The sequence below is a fragment of the Methylobacterium sp. E-012 genome, assembly GCF_057836545.1.
Window position 1 is genome coordinate 4,428,379 of the sequence record NZ_JBYQEY010000001.1, and the last position, 20,660, is coordinate 4,449,038.

Here is a 20,660-nt window from a genome sequence, read left to right on the forward strand (position 1 = left end):
CCTTGCGGACACGAGCGGAAGCGATCGGCTGGTACGGCCAACTGGATGCGACCGAGCGCCGGACGTTCTGGGCTTGCTTTGCCGGCTTTGGCCTCGATTCCATGGACAACAGCATCTACGCGCTGGTGATCCCGGCCCTGATCGCCACGCTCGGAATCACGCGGCCCGAGGCGGGTTACCTCGCGACCGCGGCGCTGTTGGGCGCGGCGGTGGGGGGCTGGGGCGCCGGCGTGGCGGCGGACCGGATCGGCCGGATCCGCGTGCTGCAAGGGACCATCCTATGGGTCGCGCTGTGCACCTTCGGCGCCGCATTCGCGACCGGATTCGCGCCGCTGGCCCTGCTGCGCTTCGGCCAGGGCATGGGCTACGGCGGCGAGGCAGCGGTCGGGGCTACCCTGATCAGCGAGGTGGTGCGGCCCGCCCTGCGCGGGCGCGTCGCCTCCGCGGTCAGCAGCGGCTACGCCGTCGGCTACGCGGGTGCCGTGGCGCTGTTTCCGATCATAGCCAGCCTGTTCCCGCAGGACCTCGGTTGGCGCGTGTTCTTCGCGATCGGGCTCATCCCGGCCGCGGCGGTATTCCTCATCCGCCGGTTCGTGCCGGAATCCGGCGTGTACGCCGAGAGCGCCGCCGCATCGCGCCGTACCGGCGGACTCGATGTCTTGCGGATCTTCACGCGTGCGCATCGGCGGACGACGCTCGTGGCCGCGACCCTGTCGACGGGTATCTTCGGCGGCAATTACGTGATGATCATCTGGTTGCCCACGTATCTGCGGACCGCGCTCGGCTTCACGGTCGCGACCAGTGCGGGGTACCTCGCCGCCAACATCGCCGGCTCGCTGGTCGGCCCCCTCCTCTACGGCCAGTTGGCCGATCGGGTCGGCCGCCGGCCGGCCTTCGGCGTGTTCCTGCTCCTACAAGCGCTCAATGTCAGCCTGTACGTGTTCGCGGCGCCGAGCCTCGGCCCCCTGATCGGGTTGAGCTTTGCCCTCGGCGCCTGTCAGAACGCCCTGGCGTCGGGCATGACGCCGACCTTCGCCGAGTTGTTCGAGACGAGCCTGCGGGGCAACGCCCAGGGCTTCTGCCTCGGTGGCGGCCGGGGGTTCGGCTCGGTGATGCCGGCCCTGGTCGGGCTCATCGCGGCGACCGCTCCGCTCGGCACCGCGATGGGCGTGTGCGCGTTGGGCGCCTACGCCATAGCTTTCGCCGCGACCCTGGCGCTACCCGAGACGACCGGCGTCGAACTGGGAGGCGTCGGCGAACCGCCGATGTTGGGCCGCGATGATCCGAGCCGCGCCCGCCAGGCACGATAGCCGTTCGCGCGGGATGGTTTTACGATGTCTGCCGCGATCCGGCTGCAGTGCGCCGCGACGTCCCACGCATGCGAGCGGGATCTCCCGCGCGCCCGTCATCACCGCTGGACGGCGTACGACAGCGGGCGGGGTAAAGGTCAGGAGAGACCCATGGACATCGACCGACGCGTCCTCCTGGCCGGCGCGGCCGCCCAGTTCCTGCCCATCCGCACCGCCTCGGCCGAGGATCGCCCCATCCCCCCGGTCAGCGGCCGGATGAAGGCAATCGTCGCCGGACCGGAGGGGGCGAGCCTCACCGAGATCGACATTCCCTCCCCGAAGCCGACGGAGGTGCTCGTCAGGGTTCGGGCGGCCGGCCTCAACCGCGCCGATCTCTCCGTCGCCGCCGGGCAGCCGCACGGCCCGGCCGGTGGTTCCGGCGCGGTGCCGGGCCTGGAATGGGCCGGAGAGGTCGTGGCGGTCGGCGCGGCCGTGAGTGATATCCATCCCGGTGACCGCGTCATGTGTTCCGGCGCCGGGGGCTACGCCGAGTATGCCGTGGCGGATCACGGGCGGACCCTTCCGCTCCCCGCGGGCCTGTCGTTCGAGGTCGCCGCGACCCTACCGGTCGCCCTGCAGACGATGCACGACGCCCTGATCACGCAGGCGCACCTGCAGCCGGGCGAGACCGTGCTGATCCAGGGGGCGAGTTCCGGCGTCGGGCTGATGGGGCTTCAGATCGCCCGGTGGCGCGAGGCTTCGGTCGTGATCGGTACGTCGCGAAGCCCCGAGCACCGCGCGCGCCTGTCCGAGTTCGGCGCCACGCTGGCTATCGACACCAAGGATCCGACCTGGCCCGAGCAGGTGCAGGCGGCGACCGGCGGTCGGGGCGTCGACGTGATCATCGATCAGGTCTCCGCGCCGGTGGCCAACGGCAACCTGCAGGCCGCAGCCGTGCTCGGACGCATCGTCAACGTCGGCCGGCTCGGCGGCAGCCGGGGCGAGTTCGACTTCGACCTGCACGCCACGAAGCGCATCAGCTACATCGGCGTGACCAACCGGACCCGGACGATCGAGGAGCAACGCGCGATCACCGCGCGCGTCCGGTCCGACCTGGGGCAGGCTATCGCGACCGGGGGCTTCAGCCTGCCGATCGACAGCCGGTATGCGCTGGCCGAGGCGCCGGCCGCGCTCGCGCGCATGAAGGCGAACGCGCATTTCGGGAAGATCGTCCTGAGCGTCTGACGCCCGGCCCGCATCGTCCAGGCTGCGCGGCCAACCCCACGGCGACCGCAGCGCTCCCGGCTGGATCGTCGCGCTTCAGCGGCACGATACCGGGCCACGCGATCGCATCCGGCCGGCGATCATGGCGCGCCGATCGCGCCAATCTCCGCCTCTCGGCGCCGCGGCCGGACGCGCGGGCTGCCGCATCGCGGGATCGGCATGGCCGAGCGATGTCCGTCCTGCGATCGCCGCAAGAGCACTTCGCGCGGTCCCGTTACGCCTGCGCCCGCCGGACCGGTGAAGCCGTTCTGCCGCGTGCTCGAGTTCCGCGGGACGACCTCCACGGCGATGGGGCCAGGATTTGGATGCGGGCACGAGTTTCGCGATGGCGATCCGGACATCCGGCGGGGAAGATAAGGGACACGATGGCTGACCAGATCAACCGCCGGAGCGCGCTCGTCGGCATGGCTGCCACCGGTGCCCTGTCGGCGGTCGGGCCCGGACCGGCCACAGGTGCGACGGGTTCGAGCACGACCGCCTCCGCGGGCGAACTGGCTGCCGCGATCCGGGGCGGCCGCCGCTCGGCGCGCGAGATCGTCGATCTGCACCTCGAACGCATCGCCGCGGTGAACCCGCGCTTGAATGCCGTGGTCCAGCTGACCGCCGATGCGGCGCGCCGGGAGGCGGACGAGGCCGATGCGATGTTGGCGCGTGGTCAGGTCAAGGGCCCGCTCCACGGTGTTCCGGTCACGATCAAGGACACGCTCGAGACGGCCGGCACGATCTGCACGGGCGGTACCCTCGGGCGGGCGTACTCCGTGCCGAGGACCGACGCCACCGCCGTCGCGCGACTGCGGGCGGCCGGAGCGATCGTGCTCGGGAAGACCAACGTGCCGGAGTTGGCCGGAGCCCTGGAGACCGACAACCTCGTCTACGGGCGAACCAACAATCCCTACGATCTCGCCCGCACCCCGGGTGGAAGCAGCGGCGGCGAAGCCGCGATCGTCGCGGCGGCCGGCTCGCCGCTCGGCCTCGGGACCGATGCGGGCGGCAGCATCCGTGTCCCGGCGCATTACTGCGGCCTCGCCGCGCTCAAGCCGACCGCGGGGCGCGTCCCGCGGACCGGCCAGTTCCCCCGGCCGATGGGCGCGCGCAACGCGGTCTTCCACGTCAGCCTGATCGCCCGGAGCGTGGATGATCTGGCGCTGGCTCTGCCGATCATCGCCGGGCCCGATGTTCAGGATTACACCGTCGTCGATATGCCGCTGCTCGACAGCCATAGCGTCGATATCGCGACGTTGAGGCTGGCGTATTTCGATGACGATGGCCTCGCATCGCCCACCGCCGAGATCGCCGCGGCCGTACACCAGGCGGTCGAGGCCCTGGCACAGGCGGGCGTGGCCGTGACGGAGCGCCGGCCCCCGGACGCGGCCAAGGCAGGGACCATCTACTACGATATGACACGCGGCGACGGCGCAGCCGGTGTCCGGGCCTTCCTGAAATCGGTGGGCACCGAGCAGATCTCGCCGCTGTTCGAGCGGTCGCTGCAGTCGCGCTCCTCGCCCGCGATGGGAAGCATCACGGAGGCGCTCGCCGCATTCAATCGCTGGGATGCCTACCGCAACGCGATGCTGGCCTTCATGCAGGATTACGATGCCCTGCTCTCGCCGGTCCTGCCCTACGTGGCGCCGCCACATGGCACGAGCTTCGACGAGGAACTGCAGAAGGGCATCGGTTACGCGCAGATGCACAATCTGACCGGCTGGCCGGCCGCGACGGTGCGCATTGGGACATCGCCTGAGGGACTGCCGCTCGGCGTGCAGGTGGCGGCTCGCCCGTGGCGGGAGGATGTCGCGCTCGCCCTCGTCCGGCGCCTCGAAACCCGCTTCGGCGGCTGGACCGCGCCCAGCATCTAGGTCGGGGCAGCGAGCCCCGTGAGGGATCCGCCGGACCGGCTGATGCGCGCGGCGTCGGCGGCCCGTACGGCTACGCTCACCGAGCCGACGGCCCTGGAGGACAGCCGGAGGCCCGACGAAGGCGCAGCCTGAGAGCGGCGGGCTCTCTGCGGGACGCCGAGGACCTGCGGCGGATGATTCGTTCTGAGTAGCTGCGGAAGACAGCGCCTGCGCAACGTTCCGAACGCTGCGGCGCCCGCACGGATCGACCGTCGAACGATCGACTTTTCGGACGTCGTCAGCCGCTGGTCACTCCGGACGAACTCCGATCTCGCGCAGATACGACGCCGTCGCCGGGTGCAGCCAAGCGGCCGGTACGGTCGAGGCCAGGGTGCGCGGGTCGCTCTCGCGGCCCTGGGGATAGGCGCGGGCCAGGGCCTCCCGACCTCGGTCGATCGCCCGCACGAGCCGGGTGACACGGGCGGCGTCGAGGCCGGGTCGAGCCAGGATGAAGCTCCAAGACCCGACGGTTGCGATGGGGGCATCCTGTCCGCGGAAGGAGCCGGCCGGGACGGTCAGGCGGCGCATCGAGGCGCGCAGGGCCAGGATCTTTGGGATCGCCTCGGGCGCAGGGCCGAAGAAGCGGGCGCCGCCGGGCGCGTCCGCGAGGGTCTTGAAACCTGGCCAGCCGAGGCTTGCGCCCCACAGAGCCGTCGCGCGGCCGTCGAGAACTTGCGTTGCGCCGTCGCCGGCGTCGTCGAGGAGGATCGGCGTGATGTCGCGGTCCGGATCGATGCCGGAGCCTTGGAGCACGGTTCGCCCCATGATCGTGAAGCCCGAGCCGCGCGTGCCGAGCGCGACGGCACGGCCGCGCAGATCCTGCACGTTCTGAATCGGACTGGAGGCGGGGACCACAAACATGCCGGGCGAGGCATCGATGGGTGCCACGACCGACAAGCCGCTCCCGTCGGCCGGTCCACCGGACAAGGCCTCGTAAGCATACTCACCCTGCACGAGGGCCAGGTCGAGCGTGCCCGTTCTGAGCAGGGTCAGGTTTTCCGTTGAGCCCCTCGTGATCCTCGGCTCGATCACCACACCTCGGTCGACCTCACGGACGGCGGCGATCAGCGCCCGGCCGAAGGCGGGGAATGAGCCACCGGGCGTCGCCGTCCCGAGCGTCAGACGCAGCTCTGGCTCAGAGCGTTGAGCGCGCGCGGGTCCGGTCGCTGCGAGGGTGATGATCCCGAGGAGCAGTTCCCGTCGCCGTCCCATGCTGCGCTCCACCGACGGGCCCGTCCCGATACGTCAACCACCGCTTCCGGTGCCTGGCGAATTCCGGACCGTCTATGGACGTGAGATTTTGACCACTGATTTGTTCCGCAGTCGCGTTGCGTTACCGCGATGCCGCGCGATCGACAGCATCGGATCGCTGGGCATTGGCGTGCCGAAGGGCGGGCGTTAAAGCCCATGCCATGTTCGATGACGCAGCCGCTCAGCGCTATCTCGCGGGATTAGCCCCGGTGGCTATGGGGTCCGTGCGCTGGCTGATCTATGACGATAAGCGCCAATGGGTCTCGGTCGTCGATGGTGAGATCGCCTCGCTGCGGGAGGATTGCGCACAGGTCGTCGGCGCCTCGGTGGAGGCGGATGCCTGCGTGTCATTCGGCGATGCGATCCGCGCGTTCCTCGCCGAAGGGACCGATCGCACGCCGCAGATTGTCGCCCTGTCGTGCGCTGTGTTGATGCAGAGCATCGGTGATCTCGACGCGGTCTTCGTCCAGATCCAGTCCGGGATCATGGCGACCCTTGTTTCCGCCGAGGACGTCGTCGTCAGGCCCGTCGCCGCATCAACGTGACCGGACGGATATTTGCGCTCGGGCAGCTCGCGGGCGACCGACGCGCCCGTCAGCCCCTGCCCGGCCATACCCAGCTGAAGAGCAGCCGTGCGCGACCTCGGCATCGAGGCGGTCGGCGCGCCGGCGATATCCGCGCAGACCGTCATCTGACGATCACCGCGGCGGCCACAAACGCCGTCGCGCCCCGGGGCCAAGCCGTAAGCTTTGCTTTGGGGAGCCCGCTCGCCATGTAGCGGCCCATGATCCGACTGATCCCCAGCCTGCCCGCCGTCTACGTCATCGTACGCGTGGTGTGGCCCAGCCCGTGGCCGCTCGCGCTCAAGCTCAGCGTCACCGTCCTCCTGCTCGTCGCATCCCAATACCATCTCTGGTGTCGCCTCTCCTCCGGATCGGTCTTCGCGCCGGAGTTCCCCCGCCCGGTGGTGATCCTGTTCAACGGGGCGTTCGGCGCGCTCGCGTTGGCGACACCGATGCTCCTTGCCCTCGATGCCGCGTCGCTGGTGGGCTGGGTCCTGTCCGGGGGCGGATGGGCGGTCCCCATGGCCTGGCGCTACGTGGCGGTCCTCGCGGCCGTGGTGCTGGCGGTGGTGGCCGTGTCTCAGGCCGTGCGCGTACCGCCGCTGAAGGACGTCACGGTGGCGATCCCGGATCTGGCCCCCGGCTTCGACGGCTACACGCTCCTGCATCTCTCCGACCTGCACATCAGCCGTCTGTTCCCTGAAGCGTGGGCGGAGACCGTGGTGGCACGGGCCAACGCCCTCCGGAGCGACCTGATCGTGGTGACGGGCGACTTCATCGACGGGTCGCTCGCATCCCGACGGACCGACGTCGAGCCCCTGCGCGCCTTGATGGCGCGGGACGGCGTCTGGGCCGTGCCCGGCAACCACGAGTACTTCTTCGACTACGACGCCTGGATGGCCCACCTCGCCGGGTTGGGGATACGCGTTCTCGCCAACGCCCACACGGTCCTCAGGCGCGATGGCGGTGCGCTCGTGGTGGCGGGCGTGACCGACCGCTCGGCGCCCGCGACCGGTCATGGGGGGCCAGATCTCGCCGCTGCGCTGGCGGGCGCGCCCGCAGGGGCGGCGGTCGTGCTGCTGGATCACCAGCCGGCGAACGCGGCACGGGCCGCCGCGCACGGGGTGCGGCTGCAATTGTCGGGGCACACCCATGGCGGCATGATCCGTGGGCTGGACCGGCTTGTGGCACGGGGCAACGCCGGTTTCGTCTCCGGGGCGTACCGGGTCGGGGGCATGCTGCTCTATGTCAGCAACGGCACCGGGCTGTGGCCGGGCTTCGCGCTTCGGCTCGGCCGCCCCTCCGAGTTGACGCGGATCACGCTGCGAACCGCGCCGTGACACCGCCTGTGCCGCTCGGCTGAGCAGCGCAAGCGTCGCCGTCGCGCGAGGACGGCGGAAGGGCAGGATGAAGCGATCATGACTACGGATCGACCGGAGCGCGTGAGGCCGCGCCGCGTCCTCCTTCTGGGGGCGACCGGCACGATCGGCCGGGCGACCGTGCGGGCGCTGGTGGCCCGCGGTCACGAGGTCGTCTGCCTCGTCAGGCGCCCCGCCGCCACCGCCATCCCCGCAGGCGCCACCGAGCGGATCGTGGATCTGACCGATCCGGGATCGCTGGCGCGCGCGGGCGTCCGCGGCGAACCGTTCGACGTCCTGGTGTCGTGCCTCGCATCGCGCACCGGATTGCCCGACGACGCCTGGGCGATCGATTACGGCGCGCATGTCAAGGCCCTGCACGCGAGCCGGGCGGCCGGCGTGACGCAGGTCGTGCTCCTGTCGGCGATCTGCGTCCAGAAGCCGGTCCTGGCTTTCCAGCACGCCAAACTTGCCTTCGAAGCGGAGCTGATCGGTTCAGGGCTCGACTACACGATCGTTCGGCCGACGGCCTTCTTCAAATCGCTCTCGGGGCAGATCGATCGCCTGAAACGCGGCAAGCCGTTCCTGGTTTTCGGTGACGGGACTCTGACCGCCTGCAAGCCGATCAGTGACGACGACCTGGGGCGCTATCTCGCGGACTGCCTCGACGATGAGGACCGGCGCAATCGCGTGCTGCCGATCGGTGGGCCGGGCGAAGCGATCACCCCGAAGGCGCAGGGCGAGCGGCTCTTCGCCCTGCTCGGGCGCGAACCGCGCTTCACCCACGTTCCGGTGGCGCTCTTGGATGTGATCGTCGCGGTCCTGGCGACGATCGGACGATGGGTGCCGACCGTGGCCGCCAAATCCGAACTCGCTCGGATCGGCCGGTATTACGCGACCGAGTCCATGCTCGTGTGGGACCCGGCGACCGGGCGATACGATGCGCAGGCCACCCCTTCGACGGGGTCGGAGACGCTGTTTCACTATTATGCGCGCGTGATCGGTGGTCAGGCCGTCGCCGAGCGTGGCGACCACGCGGTGTTCTGACGATGTTCCGATCCGAATGACGCGAGCTGATCGCGCGACCATCCGATCACGGTGGTGGACGCGCCCTCGCGGGCCGAGCGGTGTCGGGTCAACGAGGCGTTCGACGACACCTTGCGCACGCGCCTGGACGATCAGCGGTGCGATCGTCATCGTGCCGCAGCGGCTGCACGCTGACGATCTGGTCGGACACGTCGTGGAGCGGGATGCGTCGGAGGTGGTGTCGCTGCCCGCGATCACCGCGGATGAGACCCGTCATCGCCCGAGCGACACACCGAAGAGACGTCTACCAGCGCCAGGGCGGGGAACTGTTGCACCCTGAGCGCGAGCCGATGGCGGTGTTGGCGCAGATGCGCCGCGCCCAAGGCTCGCTGACGTTCCAGGCACAGTACCAGCAGGATCCGGCGCCCGCCGGCGGCAGCGTGATCCGCCGCGAGTGGCTCTGCAGCGACGAGGCGCGACCGAACCGTCTCGATCGGACCGTGGTGGCATGGGAGACGGCCTCGACCCTGTCGGAGGCGAGCGACTGGTCTTGTCGGGGCCGTCTGGGGCGCCGTCGGGCTCGACGACTATCTCCTCGACGTGGCCCGAACAGGCTCCGGGAGAGAGGGTCGGGGTTTCCACCAGATGGGGGCCAATCTGGTCCGGGTGTACCTGTACCCTGCCCCGGGCCCGGTGAAGCGTGTCGCCCGATGGCAACAGGCATGGGCCGCGTTCGGGGGCGTCGGCCGGATCGATTGACCATCGCGGCGTGCGCCGGAGATAGAGGCTTTCCACGCCCACGGTTCTTCTGTTGCCGGTAACAGATCACTCGTGCGACACAGCGATCGTCAGTCTTCCCCGCCTTCGACAGCCCCGGCTTCACCGGTGCGGGACGTCGCTGCCCTCCCCCCGAACGCTGCGCCCGCGGCCTCTCTCGCACGGCTCCCATGCAGGTCATCTCGATCGTTCAGCAAAAAGGTGGCGTGGGGAAAACGACGCTCGCCATCAACGTCGCCGGCGCCCTGAAGCAGCGCGGCCTGTCCGTGATGGTGGTCGACGCCGACCCGCAGGGGTCTGCCACCGCCTGGGCCTTCCCGCGCAAGCTGGGGTTCGAGGTGAAGGCCGAACTCCTGGCCAACGGCACGCTCTCGATCTGGCTGCGCAACATCCTCAAGCAGCGCGCCGACGTGATCCTGATCGACACGCCGGCCGGTCTGAGTCCCGTGTTTCGCGCCGCCGTCGACGTCGCCGATCTGGTGCTGATCCCGTGCGGGCCGTCGAGCCTCGACATCAACGCCGCGCGCACAACGCTGCTGAACGTGGTCTCCGCGCTGCGCAGCGACGCCCGATCGCGCACGCAGATCGCCATCGTCCCGACGCGGGTCGACGTGCGCACCCCGGAGGGGCAGCAGATCACTGACGAACTCAGCGCCCTCGGCGAGAATGTCAGCCCCCCCTTGAGCCACGACGTCTATTTCGTACGCGCGTTCACGCAGGGCGTCTCGGTGACGGCCGCGGCGCCGGCGAGCAACGCCGCGCAGGAGATCAAGGTCCTCACCGACTTCCTGCTCGAATCGCTGGCCGCGAGCGGCGCGTGACCGCCCGGGATCACGTCGGTCCGCCCCCCACCCCGTCAAACGCCCTCCCCTGACGTCGCACAGCGCCGGGAATTTCGGGACCGCGCGAACGTACGCCCGGTAGACCCGGGACGCGGGGGCGGCCCTAGGTGCGGCCCGGCGGGGTCACGGCCGTTTGCGCTTCAACCACTCGCCGGTCTGCTCGGAGAGATGCGTGGCCGCCCAGGCGGTCGAGGGGGCGACTTCGATCAGGAGGAGGCTGTCGTCCGTGTGCAGATATCCGAGCAAGCTTTCGCTAAGGACCCGCAAGGTTTCCGTGCTCTCGATCAACCACGCACAAGACTGCGCCTGATGTGCATCGATGGCGCTGAGATGGCCATAGAGCACGCTGTAATCGTGGCCGACCGCCCTCATGTCGAAGCTTGCAAGATAGATCGCCATCGTCTCGCTCGCCGGGTGAAACACGCGTCCCGATGGGAGGCACCGTAGGCGCGGCGCGGCCCCGTGTCATCGCGCATCTGGGGTAGTCACGCGAACGCTATCCCGGGCATGCGGCTGGCAGGGGAACGCCCGCAAGCCCGGCGCCGCGCGGCCGCCGTCCTTGCCCGGCACAGGCTTCGCACATGCGAGAGGCCCACGACGAGACTGCCGCGCGACCGTTTCCCGGTGGACATCGCCGGCCGGCGATGCTTGTTCGAAGGCGGACGGCCCGCATCTGAAGGCCGATGCCCCCCGCGCTGGATCAAAATTCTGCCGCCTTCCGATACACTGATCATCCCGACCGACACGGGGCCGAATCACCGTCACCGGCCTGAACGCGCGTCGCGGTCGTTCGAACCACCGCGACGGTGTGCTGCAGCGCTCAGATTGCGGCGCGCAGACAGTCTTGGGGCTTCAGGGCGAGAAACTATACTGGTCTCACTCAAATGAATGATGACAGGCCCTGTTGACGGTTTATTAAGTATTGAACTGCCTCAGCCCGCCGCGTGCTGGATCGTTAACGATTCCGGGCCGGGCTGAGAAACGGCATTTTCCGATCGAGAGCGTCGGAAAACTGCTGAACCACAGATCCGGCGCCGCCAGCGGCAGACGGGCGTAACGGGCTGATAAAGTTCAATAAAAACAGTCTCAATCTCGATGTTCTCGGGCTGCCCGGACGACGCTCTGGGTTGATTCTCGCCGTGTTTTCGTTGCGATTTTGCAACGCGGTAACCCTAAGTAGAACTGCCATTGAATCCTGGTTTAAGTTTTCATTGACCGAATTCAGTAGTGTCTCGTAAACAAAGACCAGATGCGCGCCGAGCGCTCGGATCGAATGCGGAAAGGGACAATGGCTGAGCGCGTCACATCCGTGCCGCTGGAGACGGGGCTGTACGTGCTGCGGTACGTCCAGGCGCCGACAGCCCATGGTGCGCCGCACGTGTTCGTGCGGCCGTCGCCGGGCAGCGAGGATGTCGTCGAAGTAATCTCGCCGCCCGGCGAGCGCCCCGGATCGATCCCGGCCCCGGGCGGATGCGTGGTCGTGCGCGCCGAGCGGGCGAGCAGCCTGCACATCACCATCTCGTCCGCGCTCGCGTCCGGGGGCGCCGAGGCCGAGCTGCGCCTGGAGTCGCTCGCCGGTGAGGCGCGGCCGGGCGCCTCCGTCCAGGCTTCGGCGCAACCTTCGGTCCAGCAGCCCGCGGTCGCGCCGCCGGCCCCGCGGCTCGACGTGATGGGGCATGTCTCGCGCCGCGGCGATGTCCGGGTGAACGACGGGCGCTGGGTCGCGGGGCCCGAGAGCCCGGCGCCGATCGAGGGCCTGGAGGTCGGCCTGGTCGATCGGACTGGCCTGCCCCCATCCGGTGGCCCAGGTTTGAAGTTAGTGCATCGTCGGTCGCGTGACGATGGCGGGGCGAGCGGACGGTACTGAGCCGCCCGGTTCCGGTGGCCGGATGACGACCTCCGGCGCAGGCGGGCAGTAGCCGAGTGACGAGTGGGGTCGGATGCTGTTGTAGTACCTCCGCCATCGCTCGATCACGACGCTGGCTTCCTTGAGGGTGTAGAACACCTCGCCGTTGAGGAGTTCATCCCGTAGCTTCGCGTTGAAGCTCTCGCAGTACCCGTTTTCCCAAGGACTGCCCGGCTCGATGTAAGCCGTCTTCGAGCCGACCGCTGTGATCCAGTCTTGGACGGCTTTGGCGATGAACTCCGGGCCATTGTCCGAACGGATATGCTCGGGCACGCCGCGCAGGCTGAACAGATCCGAGAGGACATCGATCACGTCGTACGCCTTCAGCTTACGGGACACACGGATGGCCAGGCACTCACGGGTGAACTCATCGACCACGTTCAGCATCCGATACTTGCGCCCATTGTGCGTGCGGTGCTCGACGAAGTCGTAAGACCAGACGTGGCCGGGCCGCTCCGGCCGCAAACGGAGGCAGGAGCCATCGTTGAGCCAGAGGCGGGCTCGCTTCGGCTGTCGCGCTGGAACCTTGAGCCCCTCCAGCCGCCAGATCCGTTCGACCCGCTTCACGTTCACCGTCCAGCCATCGCGGCGGAGCATCGCCGTGATCCGACGGTAGCCGTAGCGCCCGTACTGGAGAGCCAGTGCGACGATGGCGGCGGTCAATGCCGCCTCGTCCTCGACCACCACGGCGCGCTTGCGCTGTGTCGAGCGGTGCTGACCAAGAACGCGGCAAGCGAACCGTTCCGACACGCCATGCTCGGCCACGACGTAGTCGACGCAAGCCCGGCGGCGAGCCGGGCTCAGAAGTTTCCCGAAGCTGCCTCCTTCAGGATGAGCTTCTCCAGCGTCAGGTCCGAGATCGCCCGACGCAGGCGCAGGTTCTCCGTCTCCAAGGACTTCAGCCGCTTGACCTGATCACCCTTCAGGCCGCCGTACTCGGATCGCCAACGATAGTACGTGACCTCCGTCACCTCGATGGATCGGATTGCTTCGGAGACCTTGCGGCCCTGCGAGACCAAAACATCGACCTGACGCAGCTTCGCGACGATCTCTTCAGCCGTATGCTTCTTCCGACGCATCATAACATCCTCCACATGGCGCGAAGCCATACCTCAGGGAGGACCACTTTTCAGGGGGCAGGCCATGCGCAGTACCGCGCGCAGATCCTCGGCCAGTTGCTCGAAGCAGCCAGCTAATAAACAGCGCTGGGCCTGCTGATACTCGACAAACCAAGGCGGCAGGTCGTGGGGCATCAGCCGCCAGGAACAGCCGCTCCTGACGACGCAGCGCAGCCCGTTGAAGACCTCGCGCAACGCGTGCTCACGCTGACCGGCATCCTCGCGCAGCAGCGTCAGGTTAGGGCGCGACCAGCGCCCACTCCTCATCAGAAACGTCGGACGGACACGGCTTGCGGGCAGGACTCATCCCAGCCCATCTGAGCATCAGACCCACCCAGGTCCATAACAACCATTAGTACAGTGACGCGGACGAAGGATTCACGGGCGGTATGAGGTGTGCGATTCTAGGTGATGGTTCAGACTGTCTGCGTGTTTCCCGATGCAGCCGACGTGACCCAGCTCGCTGCGATAGCGTAGGATCAATCGCGCCCACTCAAACACATCCAGCGTGACCGCATCGTCCTGCTCTCAGCCGAGCGTCTAAGCGTTCAAGATGTGGCCCGGCGGGCGGGCGTTAGCCGCCCGGCTGTGTGGCGCTGGCAGCAGCGCTACGCTGAGGCGGGCGTCGAAGGTCTGCTGCGCGACAAGACGCGTCCACCCAACACGCCGCCCCATTCAACCAAGACGGTGGCCGAGGTCCTGGCGCTGACTTGCTCGGAGCCGCCGGGCGAGGTCACCCACTGGACCGGCCGTGCCGTGGCCCACGCGGTCGGGATCTCGTTGCGTGCCGTGCAGCGGATCTGGGACGCGCACCGCCTCCAGCTGCATCGGCTGCGCACGTTCAAGCGCTCGTGCGACCCCACCTTCGCCGCCAAGGTCGAAGATGTCGTCGGCCTCTACATGACCCCACCCGCCCACGCGGTAGTGCTGTCCATCGACGAGAAGAGCCAAATCCAGGCCCTGGAGCGGACCCGCCCCGACCTGCCGCTCGCCCGCGGCCATCCCGCCGCCCAGACCGTCCACTATACCCGTCACGGCACCACGACGCTGTTTGCCGCCCTCGACGTACTGGCCGGCGCCGTGCCCAGCCGTTGCATGCAGTGCCACCGGAACAGTGAGTTCATCCGGTTCCTCAGCGCCTTCGAGGTTGCCGTCCCGTCCGGCAAGTCGATCCACGCGATCCTCGACAACGTCGCTACTCACAAACATCCGAAGGTGCACGCCTGTCTCGCCCGGCATCCACGCTGGACGTTCCACTTCACCCCGACCTCGGCCTCATGGCACAACGCGGTCGAGGGCTTCTTCTCAGCCCTGATTCGTCGTCGGTTGCGACGCGGTTCCTTCACGGGTGTCGTCGACCTGCATGCGGCCATCAAACACTACATCGCCAAGCACAACCGACGCGCCAAACCCTTTGTCTGGACCAACCCTGCCACTGACATCCTCGCCGCGGTCAGCCGATCCCCTGAACCATCTGTCTGCGTCAGTGCACTAGCACTACTTTGGCAGATTTCTGTTGAGGTAGAAGGGTCGAGGGCAGCGTCACAGTACGGGCATTGCCGTGGTAGTGGCCGACTGAGATGGTCGAGGATGGCCTGCCGGATCGTCGGCATCGAGGGCTGGGGTGGTGGGCAGGCGATTCTTTTTTTCCGCCCCGCCGCTGCCAAGCGCCGGGACTGAAGGAAGGCATAGGCCATCATCGGCATCAGCGCGTGTCGATGCAGCCCAGTCCGGGAGCGGCCCTCGAAGTGGTCGAAGCCGAGCTCTCCTTCATATGCTGATGCGCCTGCTCGCAGATCCAGCGTGCCGTGATCATGGCGGCGAATTGATTGAGCGTCGACGGGCAGGTTCGAGAGGTAGAACTTGCGCTCGTTCGAATCCCTCTCCTCACGCATCAGCCAGACCTCGTCACCGGGCAGATGCTGGCTGCCCATCGCGCCGATCCACTGGGTCAGACCATCGGCGGTCCCAACGCGTAGCGCGCAGAAGCGAGCGCGCAGCCGGCCCTTGGTGCCGCGCCGCCGGTCACCGATCGGTCGGTCATGTCCGCGAGGATCGTTTCGGCCGCGACCGAGACCCGATCCGGGACACGACGCTTGCGCGGTCGCCCACGTCCCGCGACGGGGAAGATCATGGTCACGTCGGTCGGGTAGACCTTGCTGCGTCCTGAGATCTCGACAGCCCAGTCAGGCCACGCGCGCTCAGGGCCTGCCGGAACGGGGCGGACCCATAACCCGCATCGGCCAGCACGCGGCCGAAGCGCACGCCGCCCGCCCGAACCCGGTCAATCTCCGCGACCGCGATTTCCACCTTGGTGCGGGCCGCACTTAGGCCCTCGGGTACGCCGGCCGAGACCATCCGATCCGTGTCTCCCGTCCAGGTCTCGGGCAGGAAGAGGGCCGGGCCGACCGCTTCGGGCACACCGCTACGTGCCAGCGTAAGCGATACCAGCGTCTGGCAGTTGGCGGTCTTGCCCAGTGTTGTGGCGTATTGCGGCGCCACCCCGACCGAGCGGCTGCCCTTCTTCGGCAACGCGGTGTCGTCGACGATCAGGATCGCATCCGCACCACAGACCAGGCGATCGGCCTCACCGAGCAACGCCTGCTGCAGCGGCGCCTGATCCCAGATCCCGGCCGCGGTGAAATGGTGCAGCCGGTCGTAGGGGACCCCTTCGGCCCGGGCCGCCATCGGCTGGACGCTCTTGCGATCACCCCGGCCAATCAATTCGGCCACATAGAGCGGGCACATCGCCCGGCGCGGCGGGGTGCGAAAGGCCAGCCAGGAACGGCTGCAGCAATCGATCCAGATCCTCATGCTATCCGCCAGCACCGGATATCGTGATCCCCCATGACTATCGCCATGGCACGCGAATCTTTGCGGATTCTACCTCGTTCCGTCAGTCTGCCAAAGTAGTGTTAGCCGACGCCCCCGAACAAAACCCCGCTTCCGCCTACCCGCGCCTTGGGCCTATACCCTCTGCCACGCCGCATGAATGGCCAACGTCGAGCTTAGTCAACGCTTGTGTGACGGTGTGCTGATCCGCTTATATTTCACCGGGTTCGGCCATAGGACCGGAAGCCCTCTTTACGAGTTCATAGAAGTGGCGGACTGCGAATTTCCGACGTGACAAGGCTCGACGTTCATACCGCTCCAGACCTTCGAGCTGCAGGAGCAGTTCCAAAGGGATCTCGATGGGAGACCGTTTATTAGGCTCCGCGCCCCACCCACGGACTGACGCCCCGCTCCGCAACAACGAAATCTTGAATGCTCTAACGCGCTGGAGTTGAACCTGCGCCTCCGCCACCGACCGAGCGGAATCCAGAATGACGGCATCGCTGACGTGCTCGCCCGCGATGAGGACAGTGAGACGCTCGACTTCCGCCTCCGCTGCGGGATTGAGATCGACCGCCGACAGACCGTGCTTCCGGGCGTTCTGTCCCGAGCGGGCCTTGCCCGCGGAAGTGCGTGGGCCGGTGCTCGCCTGAGCATTGCGGCGATTGGCGCGCGTCGCGCGCTCAGAGGTCATCGGGGCGTCACACGTAGGAGCCGCAGTTCACAGGGTCTCGATATGCTCGACTTCGAGGATATCTGCGGTGGCGGTGCGCACCTGTTGGGCAAAGCTCGCTCGCTTGCGTTCGATCTCACGGAGCAACGTATCCCTGCGCTGATCCGCCGATGCCGCCATTCGGTCGATACGCTCAATGGACGGTAGGTTGAGCAGGAAACCATGCGCTGTAACGTCCGCCGCCGTCAAACCGCGCTCTTCCAAAAGTTGATCGACTTTTTCTTTCTCGATCGTGCTTCCGGTTATCCAGCCTGCTGCCAGTGCATCGGCGGAGGGTGCAAAAAAGCTTGGCATGCCCAACGGTTCCGCATTGCGTAGCCCCGGTTTAATCAATTCTTCGGCGGCTTTTAGCTGGGCATAAATCAGAACTTGTCTGCGCCAGAGGCGCAGCCGTTTAGCTTCCCAAATAAAATCAACGATGTCCTTAACCCAAAGAGCTTCGATAACATCAACGGGTTTCACTTGCTGAACGATGCTGCGCAGGAGAGCATCGTACTGCTCTTCGCTCTCGCCTGGCAAAAGAAGAGGGTTGTCAAACAGAAAATCAAGATGCGCAGGGACTGCCGGCCGAAGCTCGGCTTTCGCGGCAACGGTCGCGTTAGTGCCGTCATTTTTTTCAGGCGATACCCCATCTCGGTCCACCGTCGGCTCCTTCGTTCCTGCTTCGTTCACACTAGCGGGATTCTTGGGCTGAGGGCAATGCCGAACCGTTGGCGTGAAGGTGGCATCCACGGACGATGCTGTAGGTTTCGACGGTATGGTCACGGCCTGCGTTATTATCAGCTCAGCATCAGCGCTGGGACGAGCAGGGCCCCCGCGCGGGACGACTGTGCCGTCAACCTTGCGTTTGAGCGCATCGGCGCGCGAGCCAGGCACCGGACGAGTACTTTTTGCAGCCCCGAGATGCCGAAGCTTCTGCCGCTTCGCCCGCGCAGTCCGAGCGTGATCGTCCCGCGTCTTCGCCCGACCACACGCTTCATGCGCTGGTCCCATATTGTCGATGTCATCGGATCCGCCGAGTTCGAGCGCCCGGACGTGCTCGACGATCCAGCGCTCGCGCACCCCGTCGATTCGCCAGCCACAGACGACACAGGTGCCGCTCGTCCGCTCCCAGGCCTGGAGCCGCCGGCGGGCCGATAAGGGCCGGCGCCGCGTCGTGCCGAGATCCTCAAGAGCGACGAAGGGCATCGTGGCGCTCACCTTCACCAGACGGCCGTCCGGCAAGCGCCTTGAGCGCCCGGTGAGAGAGATCCTCCCAATCACAGAGAAGCTGTTCATAGCGCTCTATCAGCGCGCGGAGTTCGGCGTCGTCCTCGCGAGCGACGAGCTTCACCTGGAGACTCAACGACGCCACTGTCGGGCGTGTGGAATCAGCCGCGCGCCTGTGGGGGCTCTTCCGGGGCATCGTAGGCCTCTTCGCTCAGCCTGAGTGGTGAGAGGCGTGCTTGGGACGGCACGCCTTGTCTGAAATGCGCCGCCGTTTTAGTGAGCCGCCGACATCAGGCTGGCAGCCGCGCCTGGAAATCCTCGCGCTGTAGGACCGAGCGGGGAGCGCATCAGAGGGCGCGATGACGACGGCGCACCATAATCTGTGGCACTCCCCTCGCCTTCCCTTTGCGGGAGCGGAGAGCTGACGTAGCGAGGAGTTTCTCGGGCACGCTCGGCAGGCGCATGCTCTCTTATCACCGCTGAGAGCTTGGCAGCCTTGGCGGCCTGCCACGCCGCCGTGAGACCGACCGACATGCTGACGGACCAAGCGGCCCCGGTGCGGAGCTGATGGGCTTTCGCTGCCTCGACGGCCACCGCCATGATTGCCCCGCGGTCGAAGGCGCCGGTCAGGGAGACAAGGCACGTGCGGCGGATACGGGCGAGGCCCTGGATCAGGGAGCGAGCCGAGACGACGCCGGGGGCGAGGCGGTTTCGGTCGCTGCGGATATCGCGGAGGGCTGCGTTCCAAGAGATACGGCGTTGAAGAGGCATGGCGTTGAACCGTTCGGTTTGGTCTGATACCTATAGATCACACGGCGCACCTTTTCAATACCTTTAGATCTAAATGATCCAAAAAGATCATACCATGGTGACTGGCAGGCAAATCGCCGCCGCGCGCTCACTGCTCGCCATGGGTCAAGCTGAACTCGCCGCATCAGCCTCGATTTCAGTGCCGACGCTCAAGCGCATGGAAGCGAGCGCCGGCCCAGCGGCCGGTATGGCGAATAATGTTCGAGCGGTAACCACCGCGCTGGAAGCGGCCGGCGTCGCGTTCATCCCGGCAAACGGCGGCGGACCAGGAGTGCGGCTTCGGGAAAACCGCGATCGCTGAAGAGATGAACAAGCGCACGCAGCCCATGGAAAAATCCCGCCCTCGTTTTGTCGAGGGCCCCTCTCAAGCCGCGTCGCACCAGACACACCGATGACCTGCAGCGCCTGTCGCGCCCGCCTCTCCGGCCTCGCCGCCCCCTAGTTTTTGGCCCCGGCGTGGACAGGATGGTGCCGCCGCCTCAGGCCCCGGCAGAAACCAGACCGAGCCAGCACTCCGAGCTTTGCTCTGATCGGGATCAGGCGTTCCGCTTTGGCAACGAAGCCAGACTCGCGCAGTAGCGGTGACCGAACCGCGCGCGTCGTCTGCGGACGTGCTTCCACGCTCGCGAGTCATGCTGAACGGCGCGGAGGAGCACGACCGCCGGATCCTCGACGCAGTTACCCGCAGCCTTCAGGTAAACATCCGCCCCGCAGTCATCCGTACCCGGAGTGCGGACGAACCGGTATCCGACGCAGGGTACCCACGCGCGAGTCTACTCGGGGACGAGGGGCGCGGCGCATCACGGCTTCCGCCGCGGGTCGACTCGGGCCATCGCCTGGCGCCACCCTCCGAGCAGGTCGAGCGTGCCGGTCGCGCCCGGCGCGTCGACCGAGACCGTCGCGGTCCGGCCCGAGACCAGCCGGTTCATGTCGGCCTCCGCATCGAGCTTGATCCGCACGGGGATGCGCTGCGCGAGCCGCACCCACGCGAAGGTCGGGTTGACGTTGGCGAGCAGGTTGGCCCCGGCGGACCGTTCCCGGTCCTCGATGCCCCCGGCGACGCTCTCGACGCGGCCGGTGATCAGCCGGCCCTCGCCCATCAGGCGGATGCTCGCCCGGTCCCCGACGTGGATGCGCGGCAGCTTCGTCTCCTCGAAGTACCCCTCGACCCGCAACGTGTCGCTGTCGACCAGCGCCATCACGCCCCTGCCGGTGTTCACATAGTTGCCCGGGCGCAGCTCCATGTTGGTGATGCGCCCGTTCACCGAGGCCTTCACCGCCGAGCGTTCGAGGTTGAGCGTGGCCAGGTCGCGGTCGGCCACGGCCTGATCGTAGGCGGCCTTCGCCGCGAGGTCGGTCGCCCGCGCCAGCTCGACCTTCTGTTGCGAGACGGCGGCGTCGCTCAGCTTGATGTAGCGCTGATAGTCCGCCGCGGTCTGCTCGGCCGTGGCCTTCTTCCCCTCGACGATGGCGTCGGCCTGCCGCAGGGCCAGGGTGAAGCGCTCGGGGTCGATCTTGAACAGGACGTCGCCGCGCTTCACCACCTGGTTGTCCTCGACCAGCACCTGGGTGACGAGGCCGGAGACGTCGGGCGCGACCTCGACCACGTCCGCGCGCACGCGGCCGTCCCGAGTCCAGGGCGCCTCCATGTAGTAGTCCCACAGGGCCAGGCCGACGACGGCGGCGGCGGCCACCATCGCCAGGGTGACGGCGAGCCGGAGCGAGAGGGCGAGGAGCCGTGTCATGGGGAAAACCGAGCGCGCGAGA

15 protein-coding genes and 3 pseudogenes are annotated in these 20,660 nt (G+C 67.6%); 10 read left to right on the plus strand and 8 right to left on the minus strand.

Going from position 1 to position 20,660, the window contains the following annotated elements; genetic code table 11:
* The first annotated feature begins 2 nt into the window (after positions 1-2).
* The 3 genes from AC3IF1_RS21220 to AC3IF1_RS21230 all read left to right on the plus strand — a co-directional run bounded on the left by AC3IF1_RS21220 (position 3) and on the right by AC3IF1_RS21230 (position 4,429).
* Positions 3-1,310 carry an MFS transporter gene (locus AC3IF1_RS21220; RefSeq protein WP_489219202.1) on the plus strand — a complete coding sequence of 436 codons (1,308 nt, stop codon included), beginning with the start codon at positions 3-5 and terminating at the stop codon, positions 1,308-1,310.
* Positions 1,311-1,565: 255 nt separating this feature from the next.
* Positions 1,566-2,534 (plus strand): zinc-binding dehydrogenase, encoded by a 969-nt coding sequence (locus AC3IF1_RS21225; RefSeq protein ID WP_489220434.1) that lies wholly within the window; start codon positions 1,566-1,568, stop codon positions 2,532-2,534.
* A gap of 404 nt (positions 2,535-2,938) precedes the next feature.
* On the plus strand, positions 2,939-4,429 hold the full coding sequence (locus AC3IF1_RS21230; protein ID WP_489219203.1) for an amidase: 1,491 nt from the start codon (positions 2,939-2,941) through the stop codon (positions 4,427-4,429).
* Positions 4,430-4,717: 288 nt separating this feature from the next.
* On the opposite strand, the gene AC3IF1_RS21235 is transcribed toward AC3IF1_RS21230, so the two are convergent.
* Positions 4,718-5,680, minus strand: coding sequence for a TAXI family TRAP transporter solute-binding subunit (locus AC3IF1_RS21235; protein WP_489219204.1), 963 nt, complete (start codon positions 5,678-5,680; stop codon positions 4,718-4,720).
* A 200-nt stretch (positions 5,681-5,880) separates the two neighbouring features.
* Between AC3IF1_RS21235 and AC3IF1_RS21240 the strand changes: the two genes are divergently transcribed.
* From AC3IF1_RS21240 to AC3IF1_RS21255, 4 genes are all read left to right on the plus strand, one after another.
* Positions 5,881-6,264, plus strand: coding sequence for a hypothetical protein (locus AC3IF1_RS21240; protein WP_489219206.1), 384 nt, complete (start codon positions 5,881-5,883; stop codon positions 6,262-6,264).
* A gap of 239 nt (positions 6,265-6,503) precedes the next feature.
* On the plus strand, positions 6,504-7,622 hold the full coding sequence (locus AC3IF1_RS21245) for a metallophosphoesterase (RefSeq protein WP_489219207.1): 1,119 nt from the start codon (positions 6,504-6,506) through the stop codon (positions 7,620-7,622).
* Between the two features lie 78 nt (positions 7,623-7,700).
* Positions 7,701-8,687 (plus strand): NAD(P)H-binding protein, encoded by a 987-nt coding sequence (locus AC3IF1_RS21250; RefSeq protein WP_489219208.1) that lies wholly within the window; start codon positions 7,701-7,703, stop codon positions 8,685-8,687.
* Between the two features lie 926 nt (positions 8,688-9,613).
* Positions 9,614-10,264, plus strand: a complete 651-nt coding sequence (locus AC3IF1_RS21255) for an AAA family ATPase (RefSeq protein ID WP_489219209.1) — start codon at positions 9,614-9,616, stop codon at positions 10,262-10,264.
* A 144-nt stretch (positions 10,265-10,408) separates the two neighbouring features.
* Here AC3IF1_RS21255 and AC3IF1_RS21260 read toward each other — a convergent pair whose 3' ends face one another.
* Positions 10,409-10,684, minus strand: coding sequence for a hypothetical protein (locus AC3IF1_RS21260; RefSeq protein WP_489219210.1), 276 nt, complete (start codon positions 10,682-10,684; stop codon positions 10,409-10,411).
* A gap of 889 nt (positions 10,685-11,573) precedes the next feature.
* Here AC3IF1_RS21260 and AC3IF1_RS21265 point away from each other — a divergent pair.
* Positions 11,574-12,152 carry a hypothetical protein gene (locus AC3IF1_RS21265; RefSeq protein ID WP_489219211.1) on the plus strand — a complete coding sequence of 193 codons (579 nt, stop codon included), beginning with the start codon at positions 11,574-11,576 and terminating at the stop codon, positions 12,150-12,152.
* Here the strand turns inward: AC3IF1_RS21265 and AC3IF1_RS21270 are convergent.
* Together AC3IF1_RS21270 and AC3IF1_RS21275 are read right to left on the minus strand one after the other, a co-directional pair.
* Positions 12,102-13,270, minus strand: a protein-coding gene (locus tag AC3IF1_RS21270; protein ID WP_489220288.1) for an IS3 family transposase whose coding sequence is annotated in 2 segments (ribosomal slippage) — positions 12,102-13,006 and positions 13,006-13,270 — 1,170 coding nt in all. Because the reading frame shifts where the segments join, the coding sequence is not laid out codon by codon here. The two genes, AC3IF1_RS21265 and AC3IF1_RS21270, sit on opposite strands and share 51 nt — an antisense overlap.
* 39 nt (positions 13,271-13,309) lie before the next feature.
* Positions 13,310-13,616, minus strand: a pseudogene (locus AC3IF1_RS21275) (transposase); the annotation flags it as partial.
* A 104-nt stretch (positions 13,617-13,720) separates the two neighbouring features.
* Between AC3IF1_RS21275 and AC3IF1_RS21280 the strand changes: the two are divergent.
* A pseudogene (locus AC3IF1_RS21280) lies at positions 13,721-14,785 on the plus strand (IS630 family transposase); the annotation flags it as partial.
* 66 nt (positions 14,786-14,851) lie between these two features.
* Here the strand turns inward: AC3IF1_RS21280 and AC3IF1_RS21285 are convergent.
* From AC3IF1_RS21285 to AC3IF1_RS21295, 3 genes and pseudogenes are all read right to left on the minus strand, one after another.
* A pseudogene (locus AC3IF1_RS21285) lies at positions 14,852-16,115 on the minus strand (IS701 family transposase).
* A 237-nt stretch (positions 16,116-16,352) separates the two neighbouring features.
* Entirely contained in the window at positions 16,353-16,835 is a 483-nt protein-coding gene (locus tag AC3IF1_RS21290; RefSeq protein WP_489219212.1) for a hypothetical protein, read from the minus strand.
* 27 nt (positions 16,836-16,862) lie between these two features.
* A complete protein-coding gene (locus tag AC3IF1_RS21295; RefSeq protein ID WP_489219214.1) occupies positions 16,863-18,152 on the minus strand; it encodes an HNH endonuclease in 1,290 nt (429 codons plus the stop codon).
* Positions 18,153-18,927: 775 nt separating this feature from the next.
* Here AC3IF1_RS21295 and AC3IF1_RS21300 point away from each other — a divergent pair.
* Positions 18,928-19,194 carry a transcriptional regulator gene (locus AC3IF1_RS21300; RefSeq protein WP_489219215.1) on the plus strand — a complete coding sequence of 89 codons (267 nt, stop codon included), beginning with the start codon at positions 18,928-18,930 and terminating at the stop codon, positions 19,192-19,194.
* A 499-nt stretch (positions 19,195-19,693) separates the two neighbouring features.
* Here AC3IF1_RS21300 and AC3IF1_RS21305 read toward each other — a convergent pair whose 3' ends face one another.
* Entirely contained in the window at positions 19,694-20,638 is a 945-nt protein-coding gene (locus AC3IF1_RS21305; protein WP_489219217.1) for an efflux RND transporter periplasmic adaptor subunit, read from the minus strand.
* Between the last annotated feature and the right edge of the window lie 22 nt (positions 20,639-20,660).

Excerpts from the sequence above, each read along its gene's own strand:
- AC3IF1_RS21240 (WP_489219206.1), top strand. The coding sequence starts at position 5,881 with ATGTTCGATGACGCAGCCGCTCAGCGCTATCTCGCGGGATTAGCCCCG.
- AC3IF1_RS21300 (WP_489219215.1), top strand. The coding sequence starts at position 18,928 with ATGATCCAAAAAGATCATACCATGGTGACTGGCAGGCAAATCGCCGCC.
- AC3IF1_RS21305 (WP_489219217.1), bottom strand. The coding sequence starts at position 20,638 with ATGACACGGCTCCTCGCCCTCTCGCTCCGGCTCGCCGTCACCCTGGCG.
- AC3IF1_RS21260 (WP_489219210.1), bottom strand. The coding sequence starts at position 10,684 with ATGGCGATCTATCTTGCAAGCTTCGACATGAGGGCGGTCGGCCACGAT.
- AC3IF1_RS21290 (WP_489219212.1), bottom strand. The coding sequence starts at position 16,835 with ATGACCTCTGAGCGCGCGACGCGCGCCAATCGCCGCAATGCTCAGGCG.
- AC3IF1_RS21255 (WP_489219209.1), top strand. The coding sequence starts at position 9,614 with ATGCAGGTCATCTCGATCGTTCAGCAAAAAGGTGGCGTGGGGAAAACG.
- AC3IF1_RS21230 (WP_489219203.1), top strand. The coding sequence starts at position 2,939 with ATGGCTGACCAGATCAACCGCCGGAGCGCGCTCGTCGGCATGGCTGCC.
- AC3IF1_RS21295 (WP_489219214.1), bottom strand. The coding sequence starts at position 18,152 with ATGAACAGCTTCTCTGTGATTGGGAGGATCTCTCTCACCGGGCGCTCA.
- AC3IF1_RS21250 (WP_489219208.1), top strand. The coding sequence starts at position 7,701 with ATGACTACGGATCGACCGGAGCGCGTGAGGCCGCGCCGCGTCCTCCTT.
- AC3IF1_RS21245 (WP_489219207.1), top strand. The coding sequence starts at position 6,504 with ATGATCCGACTGATCCCCAGCCTGCCCGCCGTCTACGTCATCGTACGC.
- AC3IF1_RS21225 (WP_489220434.1), top strand. The coding sequence starts at position 1,566 with ATGAAGGCAATCGTCGCCGGACCGGAGGGGGCGAGCCTCACCGAGATC.
- AC3IF1_RS21235 (WP_489219204.1), bottom strand. The coding sequence starts at position 5,680 with ATGGGACGGCGACGGGAACTGCTCCTCGGGATCATCACCCTCGCAGCG.
- AC3IF1_RS21265 (WP_489219211.1), top strand. The coding sequence starts at position 11,574 with ATGGCTGAGCGCGTCACATCCGTGCCGCTGGAGACGGGGCTGTACGTG.